Source organism: Pseudorhodoplanes sp. (genome assembly GCF_050250235.1).
GTDB lineage: Bacteria > Pseudomonadota > Alphaproteobacteria > Rhizobiales > Xanthobacteraceae > Pseudorhodoplanes.
In genome coordinates, this window is sequence record NZ_JBFWPA010000033.1 from 42,686 (window position 1) to 62,883 (window position 20,198).

The following is a 20,198-nucleotide window of genomic DNA, read 5'->3' on the forward strand; positions in this document are numbered from 1 at the left end:
CACTGAGTTTCGAACGCTATATTGCTGCGAGTGCGCGCGCGTTGTAGGAGGCCGATATGCGGTCTGGCCCCGCCCTTCCGTACAGTGTCGTGCGTTGTAGCGGTATCCGGCCGGCTGCTGTGATTAATTGCTCCATTTTGTCAGGTGGCATTTCCTGACCATGCGTTGCGCCGGCGGCTCGCGAAATGGACTCGTTCATCAAGGTGCCACCAGCATCATTGCAGCCAGACTGGAGGCAGGTGATTGCGCCGCTTCGGCCCATTTTCGGCCAAGAAGTTTGAATATTGTTGATGAGCGGGCTCAGTACCAATCTCGCGACTGCATGCATCAGGATTGCTTCGCGTGAAGTGGGACCCCGACGTGAACCGTCCCGCAAATAGATTGGCGCCTCCATCGGGACAAATGGTAGCGGCACGAATTCCGTGAATCCTCCTGTCCGCTCCTGAAGCCGTCTTACATGTAAAATGTGGCTCGCCCAATGCACTGGCTGCTCCACATGTCCAAACATTATTGTTGCCGTTGTGCGCAAGCCCGCTTTGTGAGCGTCCTCAATAATGGAAAGCCACTCTTCCGTGGTGAGCTTGTCCGGGCAAATGATGCGCCTGATGTCATCATGAAGAATTTCGGCCGCGGTCCCTGGCAGGCTAGCCAGGCCGACCTCCTTCAACATGCGTAGAAAAACGTCCGAAGAAACTCCCAAAGTCATTGCCCCATGGCGAATTTCCAATGGAGAAAACGCATGGATGTGAATCTCCGGAACCGCGCTCTTTATTGCGCGGCAGATCTCTAGGTAAGTGTTGCCTGTGTAGCTCGGATGGATGCCACCCTGTAAGCATACCTCTGTGGCGCCGCGGTCCCACGCTTCAACAGCACGACGGGATATCTCATCTAGGTCAAGCACATAAGGACGGCCTCGCAAATGATCGGCGACCTTGCCTTTGGAAAAGGCGCAGAAACTGCATCGGTAGCTGCATATGTTCGTATAGTTTATGTTCCTCGTTACGACGTAGGTAACGGAATCTCCGTTTACACGCCGGCGCTCGTCATCCGCAGCTTTGCATACAATATCGAAGTCCTGTCCCCTCGCGCCGAATAGGTCGATAATCTCACCTTCGTTCAATTCCTTGTGCGCGAGTGCGCGCGCAACAATACGCTCGATGCGAGAACTCACCATTGTGCGTAGGGTGGGCGATGCCTGAGATGTTCGAGCGCTGAACGGAGCCGAAGATCCTGGCGACCAGTGATCCGCCCGCGCATAACCCTCAGAATCCATCTGATCTTGCAATGCGCGTTGCAATCGCGAATCGACCCAAGTCGTGTAGCTCTGTGCGTAGCGCGGGTAGATCGTCAGGCGCGGCGTCAGGATCTTTCCTCTCTCCGCCGTGCGCTCTGCTAGAACTGTCACATGCGGCCATGCCGCTTCAGGATTTACGTGATCAGGCGTAACGGGCGATACGCCGCCCCAGTCGTTTATGCCGGCATCGATTAACTTGTGGAGCGCGGACGGGTTAAGATTTGGCGGCACCTGTATGCTCATGCCCGCGCCGAAGATGAGCCGCGCAACGCTCGTGGTCCAAAGGATTTCTTCGATGTCCGGCTCGAGGGATCGCGCCATACGTGTATCCGCTTTGGCGCGGAAATTCTGGATAATGACCTCCTGGATATGCCCGTACCTTTCATGAAGATCGCGAATTGCGACCATTGCGTCGACGCGCTCTTGGCGCGTCTCACCAATTCCTATCAACAATCCCGTGGTGAATGGGATTTGCTGTTCTCCGGCGTCCTCTAGGACTTTGAGACGAACTTTTGGTAGCTTGTCCGGGGAACCAAAGTGAGGTCCGCCTCGCTGGCAAAGACGCTCAGAGGTGCTTTCAAGCATAAGCCCCTGAGAGAAGCTGACCTTCCTCAGTGCACTCAGTTCGTCGGAATTGAGAACTCCGGCATTTATATGAGGAAGAAGGCCAGTCTCCTCGAAGACTAGCTTGGCCATATCGACGAGATACTGTGAGGTAGAACGATAGCCGCGCTGCTCCAACCATTCAGCGGCTACGGCATATCGAAGTTCAGGTTTGTCGCCGAGGGTAAACAGCGCCTCGAAGCAGCCATTTGCCTTTCCCGCTCGCGCGATTTGCAGCACCTGCTCCGGCTCAAGATAGCTTTGTCCGGCCTTCGAAGGAGCTTTCGCAAATGTGCAATACGCGCACGAATCTCGACACAGCGAAGTCAGCGGAATAAACACCTTTGGAGAATAAGTGACTATATTTCCGAAGCCTAGGTCTCGCAAAATAGAGGCGCGCTCCTGCAGTAAGGCTGCGGAACAATCGACGAGTGAGAGCAGCTCTTCATTGCTCCTAATGTTCATTTCATTCCTCCCGTCCCTTGAATGCGAGTCTCTCGGGCAAACGGATATGCATTAGATAGCTCCAAGTCGTTCCGGTCCTAGCTTTCTTCAGAAATTGGTCAATGTCGGCGGGCTCATCAATGTCCAGATCGAGACCAGGCACCGAGAGCGCGTGCGCATTCAATCCGTGCTCTTGCGCGCTTTCGACATGTCGAAGACCGCTCAAAGTACCGAAGCACACTGGGATGGATGCCGGGGGTGCCATAACAAGCCCATTTGTGCCAAAATCCTTTCGCGCGGTTGCCACCGTCAAATGGTCACCGCGTTCTAGATGTGTTGCAACCAAAGTTCTCAGATCTTCAGGCATCGCCAACGGAATATCCGTTGGTAGGATGAGGATGCGATCGCATTTCTCCGCAGCTAATCTCTTGGCAGAGAGATTCAACGTGCTGTTAAGATCGAGGTCGCAGGCTGGTATGAACGTCTCTAGGCCCGATCGTTCGGCGAAACGAAGGACCTCTGGGTCGCCACTTGCTACGAGAACATCGGTGACTATAGAGGTCGATTTTACGAGAGCGATCACATCTTGGAGCATCGACAAAGCCAGCTCGTGGCGCTCGGCGGGATCCAAAAGGCCAGAAAGTCGCTGTTTCGCGGACCTGAGCTGCTTGACCGGAATAAGGGCAGCGAGCCTTGTCATGGCAGGCGACCGCAGCAGGAGCGCGCCGCACGTAGCGCAATCTGGGCCAGCCGTTCCTTTGCTTCATCATTATCCATTAGAATTGAGACAGCCTCGGCCGCCAGGCCGAGCCCGTTGATTGCTTCGATTAAATGAGCATCGGTTTTGTCTACAATGTAGTGATCGACGAAGTCGCAATAATAACGAGCCAGTTCGTAGGCGCTGACTGGTATCCCGAGTTCGGTCATGATCTTTGTGGTGGGCCCTTTGAATGCGGACGATCCCATAATGGGGGCCATCGCAACCACAGGAATTGCCGCCGAGGACAATGAACTCCGGATGCCAGGAAGAGACAGGATCGGGTCAATGCTTAGAAATGGGTTGGAAGGCGCGATTATAACTGCATCGCAATTGCTGGAAATCGCCTCCACAACCTTATCGGTCGCTTTCGCATTTCCCGTCGCTTTGAAGCGTATCGATTTCAGCTTGGGCGCGCACAAATTTCTGACGAAATAGTGCTGAAAATCCAGTATCCCGGCTTCGGTCACCAGTTCTGTTCGGACAACGCCGTCCGTCATTGGTAGAATTGTTGGGCCGATACCGAGCCGTCGGGACAGCAGCTGGGTTACTTCGGTCAACGACATCCCGGACTTGAGAAGCGCTGTGCGCCTGAGATGCATCGCCAAGTCACGATCACCGAGCTTGAACCAAGTCTCCCCGCCCAGGTCAGCCAATATCTCCATACACCCCCAAGTCTCGTCGGCGCGGCCCCAGCCAAGAATGGGATTTGCAAGCCCTGCTAGGGTATAAATGACTGTGTCTATGTCTGGACTGATATGCAGGCCCAAATGCTCGAAATCATCCGCTGTATTGACAACAATCGTGAGGCAGTCCGGCTCGACGACATGTGACAGTCCCAAAGCCAGCTTAGCGCCGCCCACCCCTCCGCATAGCATGGTAATCCGCATTCTCGGACTCATCGGAAGGCGTCTCGATCGGGTGGCCTAACGAGAGTCGCGGCGGAATTATGGGGCGAGCGAGATTGAAAGCCGCGCACAAGAACAACGGGAATACCTTCGTCGGCTTGGCCCTGCAGCAATGAAGCGGCCGATGCGATCTGGTCAGCGGTAGCAACTTCCGTGGCAATAAGCGTTCTCCCGAAGAGGTCCGGATGGCCGCGCAAATCCTCAAATGAGGGAACACCAGCTGCCCCAATGGCAGTTCCAATAGTGCCTTGTCGCCAGGCCCTTCCGAAGCTGTCATTAATAATGACACCGGGAGCTACACCACACAGCCGGTGGATCTCGCCTCGAATATCAGCGGCTGATTGATCGGGATTCTCGGGTAGGAGCAAGACCAGTTCCTCCGAACTGTCCGTTACATTTGAAGCATCTACTCCAGCGTTTGCGATCACGAATCCAAGACGATGAACGACGACGAGTAAATTCGGCATGCATCGAAGCACCTGAGTTGATTCGTTCAGAACCGTCTCAACGAGCCTTGGGTCCTTCAGACAGCCTATTGCCAACGTCAAGGCTTGCTCGCTAGGACGGACGTCTGCGAGATTGACGAACCGGCCTTCTGCCTTAGAGACCACCTTCTGCGCGATAACTAAAATATCGCCATCGATTAAGCGCAAATCGTCCCGATCCAACGCGTCGGTGATCTGCTTAGCGATGTTATCGCTCTGTCGAACGATCGGAAAATCGCGAAACGGGATCAGTTCGATTGGTCGTGTCGGCTTCATGCTGAACACGATTGGGGTAAGCCGGTAAAACGGATGCCGGCACCGTGCGCCTTGTACCGCCGGTTAATTCCGATAAGCACGCTTGTCATGGCCTCGGCCGCGACAGAGTTACCAATGGGCCCCGCCCGCACACCACGAAGATCGAGATGCTCAATCAATGTCATGACTTCTGCACATGCCGCCTCGTCATTTCCAAATACCATAACGTCGCAATCGATCTCAGCATTGGGCTTCTGGAGCAACTCTGCCGAAACGTTGTGAAGAGCCGAGACAACCTTCGCTCTTTCACCGAGAAGGGACTGCGTGTGTGCAGCGAGTGAGCCGTGTAGCGGCAACTGCACGACGGAAACCTTTGGAGGCACGAGCGGAACGGTGGCTTCAATCACGATCCTGCCCTCAAGCGAGCTGCTCAAATCTATTAGTGTCGTTTCGTGGGCTGCATACGGCACCGCAATACATACGAACTCTGCGTCAAGTGCTGACTGCGGGTTGGAAGCACTCCGGATATTCACCAGGTCGTACTTGTGTGAGAGCAATTCAACGTGTTCACGTGCTTTCACAAGATCGCGAGACCCTATGATCACCTGATGGCCATATCGGGCCCATCGCACAGCCAGTCCGGTGCCGAGTGCACCCGTCCCACCAATGATCGCAATTCGTCGGTTCATAACATTCATCTTCTTTCTGTTTCAGTACTCGGCCAAGTCGCCGTCCGACATGATCCGGCGGCGAGTCTTTGGCATGCGATGCTGATTCCACCCTGCGTCGCAAGCTTGCTTGCGTTAAAAGCATGCAATTGCATGGATATTGACAGTCCATGCAGATGCATGCAATAGAATTGTTTCGGCAATCGAGCGCGGCTCTTGGCGCGCTAGGAATCTCACTGTTGTTCAGTGACGACGAGGAGGAAAAATGCCTGCCACCAAGCGATTTGGCAGCGACGTTATCGTCGGCGTATCGATCAATAACACGACTGGGATAACGGGAAAGGCCTATGAGCTGAGCGATCTCCTAAGAGCCGGTATAGAAGCTGAGGCTATGGGCTTCGATGCTGTATGGGTGCATGATGCTCCTTTAGGACGCCGGACTACTGCGGCCTACGATCCGGTGAATGTCCTGTCGCTGATTGCCGGCGCAACCAGGCATGTCGGTCTTGCTACTGGCATTTTGACCCCGCAACTTCGTAACCCCGTAATGTTGGCGCAGCAGTGGGCGACCCTTTTTGAAGGATCGGAAGGGCGTGCAATATTGGGCGTTGGAACCGGCGCCGGCACGGGGACTTTAGTGCGCCGGGAATTCGAGGCCTTGTCGGCACTTCGGCATGACAGCAATCTGGATCCTCAGAGGCTTTATGAAGCGCGCAGCAAGCTTTTTGATGAAACGATGGATATTATGCGTCGCCTCTGGAGCGAGGATAAGTTCTCGTACCATGGGGAGCTATTCAAGTTTAGTGAAGTGACTCTCGGGGGCGCGCGTCCCAGCGTTATGCCGCCGGTGCTAATCGCTGCTGGTATCTATTTTTCTAAAGAGCCTGGCGCGCCGTTACACCATGGGTGGCAAGAGAAGTACGCCGGCAAACATATCTTCGGGCCATACAAGCGCATCGTCGATTATGGGGATGGCTGGTTTGGCGTGCACGTTCCGCCAACGGAATATATTGAAAAGTGGGAGAGGGTCAAGAAATACGCTGCTGAGAAAGGTCGAACACAAAACCTGGTGAAGGCGTTCAACTGTTTCGTGAACGTCGACGATGATCCGCAGAAGGCGTGGCAATCCGTCAAAGATCAGTTAAGCGATTTTCATGGTCCCCCCGTCGGAGATGATATGGTGGACCGCTGGGCGGTTTCGGGTACTCCAACTGATGTCGCGCAGAAACTACAGGGATACATTGATGTGGGTGTAAGCGTATTTCAGCTTGTTATCGGGTCCCCCGACCAATTTGGGCAGATGAAGAGGCTGGCTGAGCAGGTCTTACCTCTGCTGCGGAGGTAGTTATCCAAGAAGAGGGGGATGCTCGATCGAACAAGAACGCTTCTCGGCCCTTATTCGGTGACCACAATGTTCTGGCATTTCGGCGACAGCGCATTCAAGGATACCCAAATTCCTCGACGGGCTGGATCCACGCACAAGGAAGCATAATGCCAAACCCCATCAGATAACTCGACAACGATGCGCAGGAAGGCACGTTCTATAACCGCTACGCTGATATCGTGGCGACTGGTCGGGAGCTGTTCCGGATAAAAGCTTGATATCTGCGCTCAGCTTGAACGTGGCCATTGCCGCGCTGTCGTTCGGGGAATTTAAGGGACTGATCGTCTACTGGTCGCACCTGATCTCGTATCGCTGCGCGATCCGCGAGGTGAAGATCGGCCTCGACTCGACCGTCAGACAAGAAGCTGGGGCCTGCCGATCCGAGCGACGCGTCCTCGATCCCTACATGAAGCTGCCGGCCGGCCCCTAGGCGATGTCGACCTAACTTACCTACAAAGCCGGCCCGCTGTCCGAGCCCAAGATCTTTTGCTCCGACACGAAGACCATGGTGAGCTGGATCGCTGAACGCATGGGCGCATCTATTTGGACAAATAGACGGTTTTTCCGGCAAATAGACCTTTGCCGAACTATCGATGGCGGCTAACAACCTCGGTCATTAAGACGAATACCGAGGAAATGCATGCGGACCCAAGTTGGAATTTTCGGGGCGGGCCCGGCGGGATTGATGCTATCGCATCTCCTGCATCTGGCCGGCATCGAATCGATCGTGATCGAGAATCGCAGTCGCGAATATATCGAGCAGCGCATCCGCGCCGGCCTGATCGAGCAATGGGCCACCGACATGCTCACCGAAACGGGCGTCGGCGAGCGCATGGAGCGCGAGGCGATGTTTCACGACGGCAGTCATCTCTGCTTCGACGGCTCCACCCATCAGGTGAACTTCCGAGAGCTGGTTGGCAAGGGCATCACCGTCTACGGTCAGCAGGAAGTGGTGAAAGACCTCGTCGACCGGCGGCTGGCCGATGGCGGACAGATCCTGTTCGAGGTCGACAATACGGCTGCGCACGACTGTCACACCGACAAGCCGTTCATCACCTTGACCCATGACGGCAAGGACCAGCGTATCGATTGCGACTTCATCGCCGGCTGCGATGGCTTCCACGGCATCTGCCGTCCGACCTTTCCGGAGGGCGCGCTTACCTTCTACGATCGCGAATATCCATTCGGCTGGCTCGGCATCCTTTCGGAGTCGCCACCGCCCGACGATGAGTTGATCTATGCTTATCACCCGACCGGCTTTGCGCTCTACACCATGCGAACGCCGACGCTGGCGCGGCTTTATCTCCAGGTCGATTACGACGAGGACGCGAACAATTGGTCAGACAATCGCATCTGGGAGCAGTTGCACGTTCGACTCGGGGGTACCCGCAAGCTACAGGAAGGAAAGATTCTGCAGAAGGGCGTAACTGCGATGCGCAGCTTCGTCTGCGAGCCGATGCGTTCGGGGCGATTGTTTCTCGCGGGGGACTCCGCCCATATCGTGCCGCCGACTGGTGCCAAGGGAATGAACCTGGCGCTCGCCGACGTGAAAATGCTGTCGCGCGCGATTGCGGATTTCTACCGGTCGCGCCGGACCGATTTACTCGATAGTTATTCCGATACTTGCCTGAAACGGGTCTGGAAGGCGCAGCGCTTCTCCTGGTGGATGACCCAGATCTTCCACGTCTTTCCAAACGAGGTGTCGTTCGATCGTCGCCGCCAGCTCGCCGAGCTCGACTATCTGGCGCATTCAACCGCCGCGCAGACCTCGCTCGCAGAGCAATATACCGGATTGCCCTTCGATTGACCGTGAATGGCGGCCGGATTTTGTTGCAAAAAAGTTCTGCTACCCGCGGCCCTGCCAAACCCGCTATGGTAAGAAAGTTGGTGTTTTTTGTCAAATCGCCTTGTATCGACACACTGCGTTTTCGATCGGCGATAGTTTGGGAGCGCTTTTCTTGCCCAAAGGCTTTTTGGATCAGTCGCTGCATTATTTGGCGGCGAGGGTCGCACATCGTATTGGCCGTCGCTATTATCATCGTCACCTGAAGACACGAGGAATTAAGGCTGCGGAGTGGTGGGTGCTGTCGTTGCTCGAAGAAAGAGACGATTTGACAGTTAGCACAATCGCTTCACACATCTTCTATGATCAGCCCACAACGGGGCGGCTATTAGACCGTATGGAGAAGCAGGGTCTTATAAGCCGGCGGCCTTCACCAGTTGATCGAAGGAAGACATTGGTTGATATCACGCGCGCCGGCAAGCGCAGGGTTACCAAGCTTCAGTTGCTCGCGACCGAGGATGAGCGGGAGGCGACGCGCAGCTTCAAAAAGACCGAACTAGAAAATTTGAAGGCAGCATTGCGTTTAGTGCTTAAAGACCTTGGCATGGAACAAACAATAGATTCTCCTGATTCGTAAGCTACAACTCATAATTATTCCGGTTCGTGGCCCAGTCTGCGTGAAATCTCGTTCGCGACGCGTCTGATAGACTTAGCGGTTGGAGCATCGAATTCGATGTTGAGTTCCTCCGATCTACCTAACGCTCCGATTACTGCCACAATTCGCAATCGATAGTCAAAAACCGGAGCCGCCAAAGCGCTAATGCCGGGAAGCAGATCGCCGGAAACACTTGCTAAGCCGTGGTGCTTCGTTTCTTCAATAAGTTCTGAAATTGAGCTTTCGGTCAGATGCATTACTGAGGGGGCCGGTGCTTCAAGTTCGCTTCGAACGAGAGGCCAAACGAGCTTACGCGGTTGATAAGCGAGGAATATGCGGCCTGCGGCGGTATTCAATAACGGTAGGGTCGATCCAATTCTTACATTCATAAAAACGGGACGGCTGCTCTCCTCAAATCGATAAATCATTGGACCCTGCTTGGTCCAAATGATGAGCATAACCGTTTCATCAATCTCGTCGCGGAGTTCTATCAGGGGCTCTGATGCAGCATGGATAACATCGATACCCCGCATCGCACTGAGTCCCATTGTGATGCTGAGCGGGCCGAAGCCATAGTGGCCTGATATGGTGTCCTGCGCGAACAATTCGACCCTGACGAGGCTTACGAGATATCGGTGAACCTTGCCCGCTGGCATGCCGGCTAATGCAGCAAGCTCCTTAAGAGGGACTGGCCGACCCGCCTTAACCAGCGCCCGAATAAGCTTCGTCGCGACTTCGACAGATTGGATTCCCAACCTGAGCTTTGCGCCCTTGGTCATTAGAGCCTGAACATTGTTGCATCTCGAAGGCCTTCCTTTCAGACGAAATTCGCCTGATTGCAAGGGGGATAATCTCCTGAAGTGGCGTATAAAAAAGTATCCCTCCAACGGCAGCTCGCCACCGTCTCGGAAAGACGGTGGCGCAGCAGTCTATATCTGCGGATGGGAGGACGAGTTATGCTCTTATCTCTCCCGCAACAAGGTCGGCCCGATCGCTCTCTCCGCAACTTCGCACCGAGAGCCGACTTATAACGAAGACAGCAATGGCAGCGAGTAAGGCAGTGACTGCGGTTACGCCAAAAATCATTTCTGTTGTCCAGTGTGCCGTTATCATAAGGCCACCCAAAAGCGGCCCAACGATTGAACCAATACGACCCATACCAAGAGCCCAACCGACACCTGTGGAACGCATTCGGGTCGGATAGTAGTTTGCGGCCAATGCGTTGATGCCAAATTGCGCGCCCAAAACACAAAACCCCGCGCATAGGATGACGGCGATAACGCCTCCAAATGATTCGATAAAGCCTATGGCTGCCACGAGTGGTGCGGCCGCGAGATAGGTCAAAGCTAGAACCATGTATGGCCCCACCTTGTCGATAATCTTTCCGAGCAATAGCCCGCCGATTATTCCGCCGGCATTTAGAGCGACTACACCAACGATCGCGCGGTCGATTGGCATGCCAGCTCTCTGCAACACGCTCGGGAGCCAATTAACCAAGAAATAGAGCAAAAGCAGGTTGCTGAAAAAGACAACCCAAAGTGCGATTGTCCCGGCTGCTCTGTTACGAGTGAAGAGGTGCTTAATCGGAGAGCCCACTAGGCGTTCTTCGTCCAATACGAAACTATGTTGCGGCGTGTAGACGCCTTCTCGATGAATTGCTTGGCAGATTTCGCACGCTGTTTTCGCTTCTGTGCCTCGCGTCACCACGTATCTGATCGATTCGGGCAGCCAGATTGCAAGAATAATCGCCATAGCGAGCGGAGCGAGGCCGCCAACTATAAACACCGACCCCCATCCGAATTCCGCGATCAATTTAACGCTGACAATGCCCCCCAACAACGCTCCCATCGGAAACCCGCAGAACATCAAAGTGACAAGGGTCGTGCATCGGTGACGGGGTGCGTACTCTGAAGTCAGGGCAATTATGTTTGGCATCGCTGCGCCCAGGCCCAGGCCTGTCAGGAATCTCACCAGTACTAGGGTTTGAATGTCCGTCACCCAAGCGGTGAGGAGCGAGCAAGCTCCGAACCATGCCGTGGCAAACACGATGATCTTCTTTCGTCCGAAACGATCTGCCACGGGACCCATAATCAAGGCTCCGAGCATTAGGCCGAAAAGACCAGCAGCAAAGACGGCGCCGAAAGTGGCGATATTGACCTTCCAGTCTTGCGCGATAGCCGAAGCGACAAAGGCGATCGCTTGGGTATCAAAGCCATCCAGCAGCGCCACAATGGCACAGAGCCCAATTGTGACCACTCTGAAGCGACCCAGGGGGTCGCGGTCTATAACGTCCAGTACGTTGACAACTCTATTTTCCATGACTTCCTCCCTACTCAATTCTATTTTGTAATATGTATATCACATATCAAGATGATTGAAAGCCAGGGAAATTGTGCCTTTTTCCGATACATCGTGAGGCGTTTTCAAAAAGATGTTGACAATATTGATAAGTAATATGCATCATACAATGTATAAAAAATGGAGGAGCGTTCGATGGACCAGTCTGTGGCCAGTGGGGAGCAGGCAAGCCTTTCCGAAAAATCGAGGCGGCTGCATTTGGTGGAGTTTTGGGCCGATCGGGACGATATCGAGAGCCTCAAAGCCAAGCCCGCTCCCGTTCCCTACATTTGGAAATGGCGTGACATTCATCCTCACCTGCTTTGGGCATCCAAGGTTGTGCCTGTTGACCAAGCGGAGCGAAGAGGTTTGATTTTCTCAAATCCGGGCCTTGGCCCGGAGCGCAAGTATCATGTCACTCAGACGCTCTTGGGTGCGTATCAGCTTTATAACCCAGGCGAGAAGGCTCCAGTGCATCGTCATACGCCGAGTGCCAGCCGTTTTGTGGTCAGCGGCAGCGGTGGGTACACCACGGTAGACGGCGAAAAATGCGTGATGGAGCGAGGTGATTTAATAATCACGCCCGCCGGGCTCTGGCATGATCACGGTAATGAGGGCACTGAGCCGATCATATGGATGGATGTACTGGATCTGCCGTTTGTGGAGAGCGTGAACTGCAGCTACTTTGAGTTCAACTACACAGAGCCGAAGGTCTTTGGTTCGAACTCAGGTGAGCGAGTCCCGAAAGCGACGCAGACACTCAAGGTGGAGCCTGGTCACTCAGACCGCAGTTATCGATCCGGTGGTCTCGTCCCACTGTTCGGTCAAGAAAACCGCCGCGGTAGCGCGCACACTCCAAAATATCATTACCAATGGACGCGGACTCTCGAAGCATTGCACGGCCTTCGTAAGCAGGCCGGCAGCCCGTACGAGGGTATCATACTTGAATATACCAATCCGACGAGCGGCGGACCCGTTATGCCGAACATGAGCTTTCGGGCCCAGTTGCTTAGGCCAGGAGAAAAGACGCTTCCGTATCGAACCACAACAAGCTCGCTTTTCTGCGCACTCGAAGGGTCGGGTTGCACCATAGTAGGCGATACGAAGCTGGAGTGGGAAAAGAATGACGTATTTGTCGTGCCAAATTGGATTTGGCGCGAGCATCACAACAACTCAAGCACAGAAGATGCCGTGCTCTATTCGGTGACGGACTTTCCGCTAATCGCCAAAGCTGGTCTGATCAGAGAACAAGCCAAGAATGGCGACGGCGATGTGATCGATCTAACGCCGTTTTGAGAGCGGGCGGTCGTCAGTCCCACTTCTCAATCTTCAACCATCTGCGGTCACGCAAGGCCGTGTAGATCAGATTCGCGCGACCTAAAATGGAGTCCGAAATGTCCGAACAGCAGCTCTCTGTCACCTCGAAGGGCGGACAGTCGTTCGACGCCTATATCGCAATGCCCAAAGCGTCTCCGACGACGAAATCTTGGCCAGCAATCGTGGTGATTCATGAAATATTTGGCATCAATAACGCCATGCGGTCGGTGGCCAAACGCTTTGCTGAGAGCGGGTTTATCGTTGCAGTCCCAGATTTATTCTGGCGGATCGAGCGCGGCGTTGATCTCGGTTACAGCGACGATGACCGAAAAAAAGCAATGGAGTTTATGGGTAAGTTTGATTTGAACCTCGGTGTCGCTGATATCGGTTCGGCCATCGAGGCGGTGCGTCGCCTTCCAGAATGCAATGGAAAGGTTGCGGTCGTGGGCTTCTGCCTGGGGGGAACGCTAGCTTATTTGGCTGCGGCGCAAGCCAAGCCTGATGCTGCGGTCAGTTATTATGGCACTGCCATTCATTCCCATCTCGATAAGGCGGAAAGCTCGTCATGTCCCATGCTTCTGCACTTCGCAGAAAAGGACAATTTTGTTCCCCCCGAGGCCGTCGCGAAGATCAAAGAGAGCCTGAATAAGAAGGCAACAGTGTTCACGTATCCAGACGTCGGCCACGCCTTCACAAACGTCGACCGAGGAGGTGTGTATGACGAAAAGTCTGCACAGCTGGCTCATTCTCGCACCCAAGATTTCTTGTCAGTCTTGCGGTGAGTCGCAATGAAACTTGGTCGCTTCGAAAATCACCGCTTAGGTGTGATCTCCGAAAATCGTGTGTTCGATGTTACCGATGTGCTTCAGGACATGCCTGAGTTCCGTTGGCCGCTGCCTCCGGGCGACCAGTTTGTTTCTCGACTTGACGTTATGGAAAAACTCATAAGCGAGAGGATAAAACGTGCCGACTCTCGGCCTATCGACTCTGTCCAGTTTGATAGCCCGATTGCAAATCCAACTAAAATCATAGCGGCACCGATAAACTACAAAGAGCACATAAAGGAAGCGCGAGAAGATCCTGAAATAAGACAAAATCGGAAAATCACATCGATCGGCGACTGGGGATTGTTCCTCAAGTCGACGACCTCGGTCATCGGATGCTCAGAAGAAATCCAAATCAGATTTCCTGAACGACGAACAGATCACGAAGTCGAGTTAGCCGTGGTAATTGGAAAGCACGCGGATCGAGTTTCGAGCGATGTCGCATTGGGCCATGTTGCGGGATACTGCATCGGACTTGATATGACATTGCGCGGTCCTGAGCTGCCAAGCTGGCGAAAGTCAATCGCGAGCTACACCGTGCTCGGACCATGGCTCGTGACAACATCCGAAATACCCTCCCCAGGAAATCTTGAATTTTCGCTGAAAGTTAATGGGGAGATTCGGCAAAAATCGTGCACTTCGGAGCTCGTGTACAGCATCCCACGGCTCATTGAATACGCATCAGCCATGTATCCACTTTTTCCCGGAGACGTGATCCTAACCGGAACTCCAGACGGCGTGGGCCCCGTGGCGGCAGGTGACGAAATCGAGGCAGAATTCGAGAATATTGGCTCGATGAAAGTTCGCGTCGCAAGTTTGGTTCAGAAGGACTAAGCGATGGACGGACAACACGAGTCGACGACAAGATTGATTCCGCGGATGCCGGCACCTGTGCTGCGTATCCCCCTTGTCGAAGGCGGCGAGTGGGATCTGCGTGACCAGATCGTCAGTGACTTTACCCTGATTGCTTTTTACAGGGGGTTACATTGCCCGATTTGTTCGCGGTACGTAGCGGAACTAGATAGTTCGGTCCCTCGCTTCGACACGTTAGGTACAAAGACATTCTGTGTCAGCATGGACTCGTTGGAAAGAGCGCGTGCGGCTAAGCAAGATTGGAAGTTGGCGCATCTACCATTGGGTTTCGGGCTTTCGGTGCGGACTGCCTTGGAGTGGGGCCTGTTTCTGTCTGCGGGCATGGGAAGCACTGCGGCGGGAATTGAGGAGCCTGCGGTCTTTACCGAGCCTGCCATTTTCATAATAAAGTCGAATGGCGAATTATATTACTCCTCAGTGCAAACGATGCCTTTTGCTAGACCTGACCTAACGGCACTGGCAGATGCCATCGATTTAGTGAAGCGAAGAAATTATCCGGCGCGAGGCAATTTTCTTCCCGAATTGCCTCATCTGGCGCCCGATTAGCTCGGCGCAAAATAGAGCGAGCGAATATCATGATTCACCTTTTCTACAGTCCCGGCGCGTGTTCGATGGCATCGCACATTACCTTGCAGGAGATTGGCGTACCATTTGAGAGAACTGCAGTAGATTTCAATCAGAATGCGCAGAAGAGTCCTGAATACCTCGCGATCAACCCCCGAGGAAAGGTGCCGGCTCTCCTTATCGACCATCAGGTCGTAACTGAAAATACTGCCATTCTCACATATCTTGCAAAGAGGTTCCCGGAGGCCAGGCTTTTGCCAGAAGACAGTCTGAGGGAGGCTCAATGCATCTCTCAGATGGCTTGGTTCTCAAATACCCCGCATATATCGCAGCGCGGAGTGATGCGGCCTTACGCTTTTGCATCGGACGAACGTCACCACGACGACGTGAAGCGCACGATGCGCGAAAACTTTTGGAAGAATCTATCGGAAATCGATGAACTGATAGGTGAGAAAACATGGTTTATGGGAGACACGTACTCTGTGGTAGATCCTTACGCGCTTGTATTTTATCGATGGGGCTTGCGAGCTAAGCTTCCTGTGCACGAGCTAAGATCTTTTACGGAGCTAAAAAACCGAATGCTTCAGAGGCAAGCCGTTAAGGCCGTACTCGAGCGAGAGAAAGACACATTGTTGTTGTGAATAGCCTCCATCGGAAATTCATTGAAAAATAAGGCGTCTTCGGACGACCGCGCGTCATGTTTCCGCGCCGATATAGCCACTTCATATACGGAGTACTTCAGTCAGGATTAACCTGCGCAGTTGCGTCAGCAATTACAACGTTCCAGTTGGTATCGTTTGAGCGGCACCTAGTTTCTTGGATTGCTTCGTGGTTTCTTTCCTGGCTCATGATGTTGCCAATTGTCGTGCTTGCAGCTCCGATCATCAAACTGCTAACTCTATAATTTTACTGATCAGAAGAAATAGCCTGCTGTATCGTGGCTTTCGCCAAGCATGGCGGGTCATCATGTCAGGCGTGGTTACACCCGGCTCAAAGTGCAGTTATAACCACTTTCCACCATCTTGGAGAGCTAGCCGAATGCTATCCACGACGTCGTCTGTACCGCGGGGTAGCTGACAAGATCCCTCTCGACTTGTGGCATGGTGTGGTAGTCGATCCTCCATGCTTCGATGATCTGCCGCGCTTCGCGCGGCTGCTAAACACGTGCTCGTTGAGGCATTCATCGCGTAGCCGGTCGTTGATGGGGTAGACGGCCCCTGCACCCGAAATCGGCGTGCCATGGTGGGCTCAATGTTGGTCCACTAAGGCAGGAGCCGTCCAAAATGCATATTTGCGTCATCGGGTTCGATATCGCCAAGCAAGTATTCCAGATGCACGCGGCGGGCGCGGAAGGTCGCATGGTCGCCCAGGCGAGGCTGCGGCGCGGCCAAGTGCTCGACTATTTCCACGATCTGCCTCCATGCCTCGTAGGCGGAGTCGTGCGCAACCGCCCACCACTGGGCGCGTGAGCTGGTCGCTGGGCCACGACATCAAGCTGATGCCGCCCGCTTACGTGAAGCCATAAGTCAAGCGCAACAAGACCGACGCAGCCGACGCCTAGGCTGTCGCCGATTCACTCTGTCGCAATCATCCCGGCTGCATCGGTGCCGGCGTCTCGCGCGCGGCGTGAACCCGCTTCCAGTCCAGACCCTCCAACAGCGCCGAGAACTCCGCAGCCGACAGCCGCATCACGCTGTCCTGCACGTTCGGCCAGCGGAACTTGCCATCTTCGAGCCGTTTGGCGAACAGACACACGCCCGTGCCGTCCCAATAGATCAACTTCACCCGGTCCGCGCGCTTTGCTCGGAACACGTAGACTGCACCCGAGAACGGATCGGCCTTCATCGTCTCGCGCACCAGCGCTGCCAGACCCTCGGAACCCTTGCGGAAGTCGACCGGCTTGGTTGCGACCAGCACTCGGACCGAGCCCGTCGGCCCGATCATGCGCTCGTCTTCAATGCGCGAAGCACTGCTGTCACGGTCTTCATATCGGCGCCGCGGCCGACCCGAACCGTCACTCCGTCGATCTCAACCTCAATGATCCCGGTCGTTCGCTCCGCACGGCGCGAACGCCTGCGTCCGCGTTGCGCTGTTCGGGCCGGCAGCGATGCTTCGACCACGGCGGGTACGAACTGCGGCTCCTCCGTCCCAGAAATTGACACCGCTGTCCGGCGGGCTTGTCGACGCCACGTGAATACCTGCTGCGGGGTGAGCCCGTGTCGCCGGGCAACCTCCGAAACAACGGCATCAGCAGCAAGCGTCTCCTCGACAATCGCCGCCTTGAAATCCTCGGAAAACTGACGCCGACGGCCTGTCCCGGTGATCACCTCCAGCCGACGTACCGTCGGCTCTGGCTTAAGCGTATGGTCAAGCGTAGACACAAGCCGATCTCCAGGTTCAGAGATCACCACACTCGCCCATCGCTGGCCTCAGAAGAAGGTGGGGTCAGGACAGCGCTTACTTTCTGATCGCGGTCAGTGGTGAAGAGTTCAAGCGTCGTTTGGATGCTAGGATCGATTGCGACCGATCAGATTGGATAGACTCGGCGTTTAGAGCCTTGAGCCAAGTGCCGACCGGGAGCTGCTTCCCTTGGTTCGTCAAGAAGCGTCGGATACCGGAACACCGATATCGCTCCTCTAAACACCGACAAAGTTGCGTAGGATTTCGGGTGAAGCATGCAATTCGTCGCTGCCGCCTTCAAACGCAACGGAACCTTTCACGAGAATCAAATTGCGATCCGCGAGCTTCGATACGGCGCTGACGTTCTTATCTACTACAATGACGCCGATTCCGTTTTGACGAATAACAGAGATGATAGACCAAATCTCCTTTGCTATTAGCGGCGCTAAGCCCTCAGTCGCTTCATCCAAAATCAAAAGGTCAGGATTTGTTACTAGCGCGCGACCAATGGAGAGCATCTGCTGCTCGCCTCCGGAGAGATCGTTCGCATTGTGGTTGATACGTTCAGCGAGTCGGGGAAAGGACGCGTAAACGCGCTCAGGGGTCCAATCTCGCTGCCCTCTTGCGCCTGGTCGCGCGGCCATCTCTAGGTGTTCGTACACCGACAGTTTCGTGAAAATGCCCCGACCCTCGGGCACATATCCAATTCCCTTCCGAGCAATCAAGTGCGGCGGAACTCCTTTTACTGACTGGCCATTAATTTCGATTTGTCCTCTGCTTGGAACAACTAATCCGAGGATGGAGCGCAAAAGCGTTGTTTTTCCCATGCCATTGCGCCCTAAAAGGCCAATTGTTTCCCCAAGCCGAATTTTCATATCAATCCCACGCAGTACGTGGCTCGTGCCATAATGCGTATGGAGTCCGCAGACTTCCAAGAAGGGCGCTGCGTCAGGAGTCGATTTAGTCTGTGCCAAGATAAGCCTCCTGCACGGCTCGGTTGGCCTTTACGGTTGCAGGATCTCCGCTTGCGATCACGCCGCCCTGGACCATCACGGTGAGTAAATTTGCCAGTCGAAAGACCGCATCCATGTCGTGCTCGACCAAAAGCACCGCGTGGTGCGGAGCGAGTTTCGAAATCAACTCAATCATCCGCATTGATTCTTCAGCACCCATGCCGGCCAGAGGTTCGTCCAGCAATAGAACCTCCGGTTGAGTTGCTAACGACATTGCAATTTCCAGCTGCCTGATTTCGCCATGCGAGAGTGTGGCAGCAATGCGGTCGAAGTGTTCCAGCCCTACTTGATCGAGTGCGTGAGCCGCTGCTTCATTCACCCCTTGGTACTTGTATGCAGGGCGAAAGAGACGCATCGAGCTTCCTAGCCTCGACTGAGCCGCAAGGCGACAGTTCTCGAAGGCTGAGAAGTGAAAGAAGACATTGCGGTGTTGGTAGGATCGCGCAACACCCAATTGCGATACTTCATGTAGAGGAAGCCCTGAAATATCTGCACCTTGAAGGTACACTCGACCAAATGTGGGTCTAGTGTCTCCAGAAATTAGATTTACCAGTGTGCTCTTGCCAGCGCCGTTGGGCCCTATCAGCGCGTGAACTTGTCCGCGAAACAATTTCATCGAAACGCTGTCAACTGCTAGCAGCCCGCCGAATCGCTTTGTTATTTGCTCGACTTGGAGCAGAGGCTCGGAAAAATCAGGCTTGAGCGTCATCTTGCGGAAGACCTCTGTCTAGCAAGCCCGGCGAGACCACGGGGCAAGGCTAGAGCGACCGCGATTATTAGTATGCCCATTGGGAGCAGCCAATGCTGAGTCAGATCGGCCAGATAATGTTGAAGAAGCGTGAACGCAAAAGCGCCCAGGACCGGACCATACAGAGTGCCCAACCCTCCGAGGATCACCATCATCAAAACGGTACCAGACTGGTGCCAGCTAAATAGTTCTGGAGCGACAAATCCAAACTGGGCGGCGTCGAGATAGCCCGCAATGCTGGCTAGCATACCCGCAATTACGAAAGCCGCTAACTTGAATCGGAAAGTCGGAAATCCCAACGCCAAAGCGCGGTGCTCATTTTCTCTGATTGCAAGCAGGACACGACCGAAAAGCGAAGCGGCTATGGCAGCTAGCAGAACAAACGTTGTTGCGGTGAGGACCAGACACAAAAAATAGAACTGGAGGCTGTCAGCGAGATTTACAGAGAACAGCCCGAGTAGATTCAACGTTGGTTTGACATGTACATATGCTCCGTCGGATCCACCAAGCGCTTTCGAGCGAGCAACGAAATAGTAAAACATCTGGGCAAAAGCGAGCGTTGCCATAATGAAGTAGATGCCAGAACTACGCAGTACTAGGATGCCTACGGCAAGCGCAGCTAGCCCGGAAACAGAGAGCGCTATGGGAAACGAAATAAGAAAGTTGATCGCGGCAAAGTTCGATGCCAGCACCATCAAAGTATAGGCGCCAATTCCGTAGAACGCTGCGTGGCCGAAGCTTACCAAACCAGCGAAGCCTACGAGTAGATTAAGGCTCATCGCGAAGATTGCCCAAATCAAACACTTCGTAACTAGTTGTAAGCCGAAGGTGTCTGCCCAAATGGGGTAAATTGCGAGCGCCACCAAAGGAGCGCAGCGCACCAAGA

The 20,198-nt window shown here is 54.2% G+C and carries 22 protein-coding genes and 1 pseudogene; 11 read left to right on the forward strand and 12 right to left on the reverse strand.

Features of this window, described 5'->3' with window-relative positions; genetic code table 11:
* Nucleotides 1–16 precede the first annotated feature (16 nt).
* From cofH to npdG, 5 genes are read right to left on the reverse strand one after another with little or no spacing between them, the layout of a single operon-like run.
* Nucleotides 17–2,362 carry a 5-amino-6-(D-ribitylamino)uracil--L-tyrosine 4-hydroxyphenyl transferase CofH gene (gene cofH, locus AB7F49_RS16320; protein ID WP_428524133.1) on the reverse strand — a complete coding sequence of 782 codons (2,346 nt, stop codon included), beginning with the start codon at nt 2,360–2,362 and terminating at the stop codon, nt 17–19.
* 1 nt (nt 2,363) lies between these two features.
* Nucleotides 2,364–3,041 carry a 2-phospho-L-lactate guanylyltransferase gene (gene cofC / locus AB7F49_RS16325; RefSeq protein WP_428524135.1) on the reverse strand — a complete coding sequence of 226 codons (678 nt, stop codon included), beginning with the start codon at nt 3,039–3,041 and terminating at the stop codon, nt 2,364–2,366.
* The gene (cofD, locus tag AB7F49_RS16330) at nt 3,038–3,988 is read right to left on the reverse strand and encodes a 2-phospho-L-lactate transferase (RefSeq protein ID WP_428524137.1); all 951 of its coding nucleotides are present in this window, start codon (nt 3,986–3,988) and stop codon (nt 3,038–3,040) included. Before cofD ends, cofC begins: the two co-directional genes overlap by 4 nt.
* 8 nt (nt 3,989–3,996) lie before the next feature.
* Entirely contained in the window at nt 3,997–4,767 is a 771-nt protein-coding gene (gene cofE / locus AB7F49_RS16335; RefSeq protein WP_428524139.1) for a coenzyme F420-0:L-glutamate ligase, read from the reverse strand.
* Complete coding sequence (gene npdG, locus AB7F49_RS16340; RefSeq protein WP_428524141.1) at nt 4,764–5,444, reverse strand: NADPH-dependent F420 reductase; 681 nt, start codon at nt 5,442–5,444, stop codon at nt 4,764–4,766. Before npdG ends, cofE begins: the two co-directional genes overlap by 4 nt.
* A 235-nt stretch (nt 5,445–5,679) precedes the next feature.
* Between npdG and AB7F49_RS16345 the strand changes: the two genes are divergently transcribed.
* The 4 genes from AB7F49_RS16345 to AB7F49_RS16360 all read left to right on the forward strand — a co-directional run bounded on the left by AB7F49_RS16345 (nt 5,680) and on the right by AB7F49_RS16360 (nt 9,218).
* The gene (locus AB7F49_RS16345; protein ID WP_428524143.1) at nt 5,680–6,759 is read left to right on the forward strand and encodes an LLM class flavin-dependent oxidoreductase; all 1,080 of its coding nucleotides are present in this window, start codon (nt 5,680–5,682) and stop codon (nt 6,757–6,759) included.
* Nucleotides 6,760–7,012: 253 nt separating this feature from the next.
* A complete protein-coding gene (locus AB7F49_RS16350; RefSeq protein WP_428524145.1) occupies nt 7,013–7,228 on the forward strand; it encodes a hypothetical protein in 216 nt (71 codons plus the stop codon).
* A gap of 210 nt (nt 7,229–7,438) precedes the next feature.
* Nucleotides 7,439–8,605, forward strand: a complete 1,167-nt coding sequence (locus tag AB7F49_RS16355; RefSeq protein WP_428524147.1) for a 4-hydroxybenzoate 3-monooxygenase — start codon at nt 7,439–7,441, stop codon at nt 8,603–8,605.
* A gap of 151 nt (nt 8,606–8,756) precedes the next feature.
* Complete coding sequence (locus tag AB7F49_RS16360) at nt 8,757–9,218, forward strand: MarR family winged helix-turn-helix transcriptional regulator (protein ID WP_428524149.1); 462 nt, start codon at nt 8,757–8,759, stop codon at nt 9,216–9,218.
* Nucleotides 9,219–9,232: 14 nt separating this feature from the next.
* Here AB7F49_RS16360 and AB7F49_RS16365 read toward each other — a convergent pair whose 3' ends face one another.
* Both AB7F49_RS16365 and AB7F49_RS16370 read right to left on the reverse strand, forming a co-directional pair.
* The gene (locus tag AB7F49_RS16365) at nt 9,233–10,015 is read right to left on the reverse strand and encodes an IclR family transcriptional regulator (RefSeq protein ID WP_428524151.1); all 783 of its coding nucleotides are present in this window, start codon (nt 10,013–10,015) and stop codon (nt 9,233–9,235) included.
* Nucleotides 10,016–10,190: 175 nt separating this feature from the next.
* Nucleotides 10,191–11,555: an MFS transporter gene (locus AB7F49_RS16370; protein ID WP_428524152.1), complete on the reverse strand. Its 1,365-nt coding sequence runs from the start codon at nt 11,553–11,555 to the stop codon at nt 10,191–10,193.
* Between the two features lie 174 nt (nt 11,556–11,729).
* On the opposite strand from AB7F49_RS16370, the gene AB7F49_RS16375 reads away from it, so the two are divergent.
* From AB7F49_RS16375 to AB7F49_RS16405, 7 genes and pseudogenes are all read left to right on the forward strand, one after another.
* Nucleotides 11,730–12,869 carry a cupin domain-containing protein gene (locus AB7F49_RS16375; protein WP_428524154.1) on the forward strand — a complete coding sequence of 380 codons (1,140 nt, stop codon included), beginning with the start codon at nt 11,730–11,732 and terminating at the stop codon, nt 12,867–12,869.
* A gap of 98 nt (nt 12,870–12,967) precedes the next feature.
* Nucleotides 12,968–13,672: a dienelactone hydrolase family protein gene (locus tag AB7F49_RS16380; protein WP_428524156.1), complete on the forward strand. Its 705-nt coding sequence runs from the start codon at nt 12,968–12,970 to the stop codon at nt 13,670–13,672.
* 6 nt (nt 13,673–13,678) lie between these two features.
* The gene (locus AB7F49_RS16385) at nt 13,679–14,548 is read left to right on the forward strand and encodes a fumarylacetoacetate hydrolase family protein (protein WP_428524158.1); all 870 of its coding nucleotides are present in this window, start codon (nt 13,679–13,681) and stop codon (nt 14,546–14,548) included.
* A 3-nt stretch (nt 14,549–14,551) separates the two neighbouring features.
* The gene (locus AB7F49_RS16390) at nt 14,552–15,133 is read left to right on the forward strand and encodes a redoxin domain-containing protein (RefSeq protein WP_428524160.1); all 582 of its coding nucleotides are present in this window, start codon (nt 14,552–14,554) and stop codon (nt 15,131–15,133) included.
* 29 nt (nt 15,134–15,162) lie between these two features.
* Complete coding sequence (locus tag AB7F49_RS16395) at nt 15,163–15,792, forward strand: glutathione S-transferase family protein (protein WP_428524162.1); 630 nt, start codon at nt 15,163–15,165, stop codon at nt 15,790–15,792.
* A gap of 56 nt (nt 15,793–15,848) precedes the next feature.
* Nucleotides 15,849–16,055 (forward strand): DUF2798 domain-containing protein, encoded by a 207-nt coding sequence (locus AB7F49_RS16400; RefSeq protein ID WP_428524164.1) that lies wholly within the window; start codon nt 15,849–15,851, stop codon nt 16,053–16,055.
* Nucleotides 16,056–16,434: 379 nt separating this feature from the next.
* A pseudogene (locus tag AB7F49_RS16405) lies at nt 16,435–16,673 on the forward strand (IS110 family transposase); the annotation flags it as partial.
* A 65-nt stretch (nt 16,674–16,738) separates the two neighbouring features.
* On the opposite strand, the gene tnpB reads toward AB7F49_RS16405, so the two are convergent.
* The 5 genes from tnpB to AB7F49_RS16430 all read right to left on the reverse strand — a co-directional run.
* The gene (gene tnpB, locus AB7F49_RS16410) at nt 16,739–17,095 is read right to left on the reverse strand and encodes an IS66 family insertion sequence element accessory protein TnpB (protein ID WP_428524166.1); all 357 of its coding nucleotides are present in this window, start codon (nt 17,093–17,095) and stop codon (nt 16,739–16,741) included.
* Nucleotides 17,092–17,532, reverse strand: a complete 441-nt coding sequence (gene tnpA, locus AB7F49_RS16415) for an IS66-like element accessory protein TnpA (RefSeq protein WP_428524168.1) — start codon at nt 17,530–17,532, stop codon at nt 17,092–17,094. Before tnpA ends, tnpB begins: the two co-directional genes overlap by 4 nt.
* A gap of 255 nt (nt 17,533–17,787) precedes the next feature.
* Nucleotides 17,788–18,525 (reverse strand): ABC transporter ATP-binding protein, encoded by a 738-nt coding sequence (locus tag AB7F49_RS16420; RefSeq protein ID WP_428524169.1) that lies wholly within the window; start codon nt 18,523–18,525, stop codon nt 17,788–17,790.
* Nucleotides 18,512–19,273 carry an ABC transporter ATP-binding protein gene (locus AB7F49_RS16425; RefSeq protein WP_428524171.1) on the reverse strand — a complete coding sequence of 254 codons (762 nt, stop codon included), beginning with the start codon at nt 19,271–19,273 and terminating at the stop codon, nt 18,512–18,514. The genes AB7F49_RS16420 and AB7F49_RS16425 overlap by 14 nt, the downstream gene beginning before the upstream one ends.
* Nucleotides 19,270–20,198 (reverse strand): branched-chain amino acid ABC transporter permease (locus AB7F49_RS16430; protein WP_428524173.1); only part of this gene is annotated, 929 nt, incomplete at its 5' end. The genes AB7F49_RS16425 and AB7F49_RS16430, both read right to left, overlap by 4 nt.